The sequence below is a fragment of the uncultured Thiodictyon sp. genome, from assembly GCA_903837595.1.
Lineage (GTDB): Bacteria > Pseudomonadota > Gammaproteobacteria > Chromatiales > Chromatiaceae > Thiodictyon.
Genome location: CAILVI010000407.1, coordinates 1 through 1,902 on the forward strand (window position 1 = coordinate 1; position 1,902 = coordinate 1,902).

General features: G+C 59.7%; 2 protein-coding genes. Both read right to left on the bottom strand.

The window, feature by feature from the left end:
* Positions 1 to 21: 21 nt before the first annotated feature.
* Entirely contained in the window at positions 22 to 1,350 is a 1,329-nt protein-coding gene (locus tag QZY44_RS24320; protein WP_295454202.1) for a transposase, read from the bottom strand.
* Between the two features lie 350 nt (positions 1,351 to 1,700).
* Positions 1,701 to 1,902 (bottom strand): hypothetical protein (locus QZY44_RS24325; RefSeq protein ID WP_295454205.1); only part of this gene is annotated, 202 nt, incomplete at its 5' end.

Here is a 1,902-nt window from a genome sequence, read left to right on the forward strand (position 1 = left end):
ACTGAAGTTTCCCGCTTTCAATTACGCCACAAGCTTCATAACCGCGGCGATCAGCGGATTTTGTGTCGGTTTGCCAGGATCCGCGCAAGCGATACCGAAACCCTCGCCGCCGAGGTCTTGGGCGAGACGCCGCCGCAGGTCGGCGAAGGCATATTCGGTGCGCTTGCTGGTGGCATAGCGCCGCGGCGGTGCTTGCTCCAAATGGGCGCCATAGATCCAGGTGATGGCCGTGGCCGCCAGACAGAAGTTGAGATGATTGGTCACCGCATCCGGCTGGCGCGTTTGCGTCTCGGCGCTCCCGATTTCCTGTTTGATTTCTCTGAAACCGGCTTCAATTTTCCAGCGCGCCCCATAATATTCAATCATTTGCGCTACAGACAAGGTCAGGTCGGTGGTGACCAAGGCGAGCCACCGGGTCTTGCGGAAGATCCAGACCACACGCACCTGGCACCGTAGCGTCTTGAGCATGACCAACTGGTCCACCGCGGTCACGGTGCGCATCCGGCCATACAGTTTAACCGTGTATGATTGCCCCTGCGCCTGCCGCAGTGCCGCCAACTGCCCCGCGTTACCCAGGCGCGCGCCGTACTTACGCGGACGCCCAGACACCCCCGGGGTCGGGGTCGGCAGATCATAGAGTGCGGCATTGGTGCGCAGGCGCGAGAGCAGATGGGCACGCGGCCCCAGCGCTTCACGCAACGGCTTGAGTAACCCATTGTTACCGAACCAACTATCGCAGATCACCAGGATCGGAACCAGGGGGAAGACGATGCCCAGGCGCCGGATCAGCGCGACCGCTTGGGCAAACTTGGTCGCAAAAGTCAGAGCCACGCCGCACACCCGGATGCAGCGCGGACGCAGCGTCAGGCGGCGCAAGTAGAACGCGAAGGCCAAGGGCAGACAGCACCAGCGGCCATGAATCACCTGCAGCAGGCCGACGGTGACGATGGTCTGCGCCCAGGGATACTGACTCTGATTGGTCTTGGCCGCGTGGTCAAAGGTGCGCTGACAGCCAAACACCTTGCGCCCGGTCTTGGGGTTGAGCGAATCGTCCAACCCCAGGAGCAAACGCCCCTCGGTCAGCGGGTTGGGGATGGCCCGCCACAGGGTCTCCCAGACCGCCGTCCAGGGTAATTTCACCGAGGCCATGAAGGTGTAATAGCGCGACTGGGCGATGTGCACACCAAACAAGGTGGCGATTGTGCGCAGCAGGTTCGAGGTGCGCGAGGCGGTGATCGGGACCACGATCGCCTGCAGCGTCAGGATGAACCACCGGCCGCGCTCCTGGCCATGCGGGGTCGCCGGAAAAAGGGCTTGGAATTGCGTGGCGAGGGCGGGTAAGATCGACATCGAATGCGGGCTCGTTTGGTTCTGTAATCAATTGGTTAGGCACCTTCGATTATACTCCGAACCGAGTCCGTATTCAGCTTTAAGTCGCTGTATTTAAATCGCAATTACTGGTCGTGGCAGATGTTTGCCGGGGTCGTGTGGATTGGCTGAACCGTGTATTAGCTTCCACTAATATAAAATCACTTTTGGTGTACGATTTATTGCCGCGAACCGTCCTCAGCCACCGTTCGCCGTTCGCCGTTCCAACCATCCGGCCGGCGTGCCGATGTGCAGCCGAGGCGCTCAAGGACCGGTGCCGGGAATAAGAGAGGCGGAATGATAACTAAGGCCCCGATTAAAAGTAGGAAACTTCAGATTTCGTCAACGAAGGATTTGCGAATATTCTTGATCGCCTCCTTGTCCTGCGACGGAAGCAGACGCCTCAACTGGGTCAGGTGATTTGAAGAAAAGACGAAGCGCGCGACCGACTGACGTAAGGCCATCGCCAGCACGAGCGCGATGCTCGCGTCCCCCGAACGGTCGCTGTCCCACTTTTCGCGCAATTGTTCCGGA

Bases quoted from the DNA above. Each gene is read 5' to 3' on its own strand.
- QZY44_RS24320 (WP_295454202.1), bottom strand. From the start codon at position 1,350: ATGTCGATCTTACCCGCCCTCGCCACGCAATTCCAAGCCCTTTTTCCG.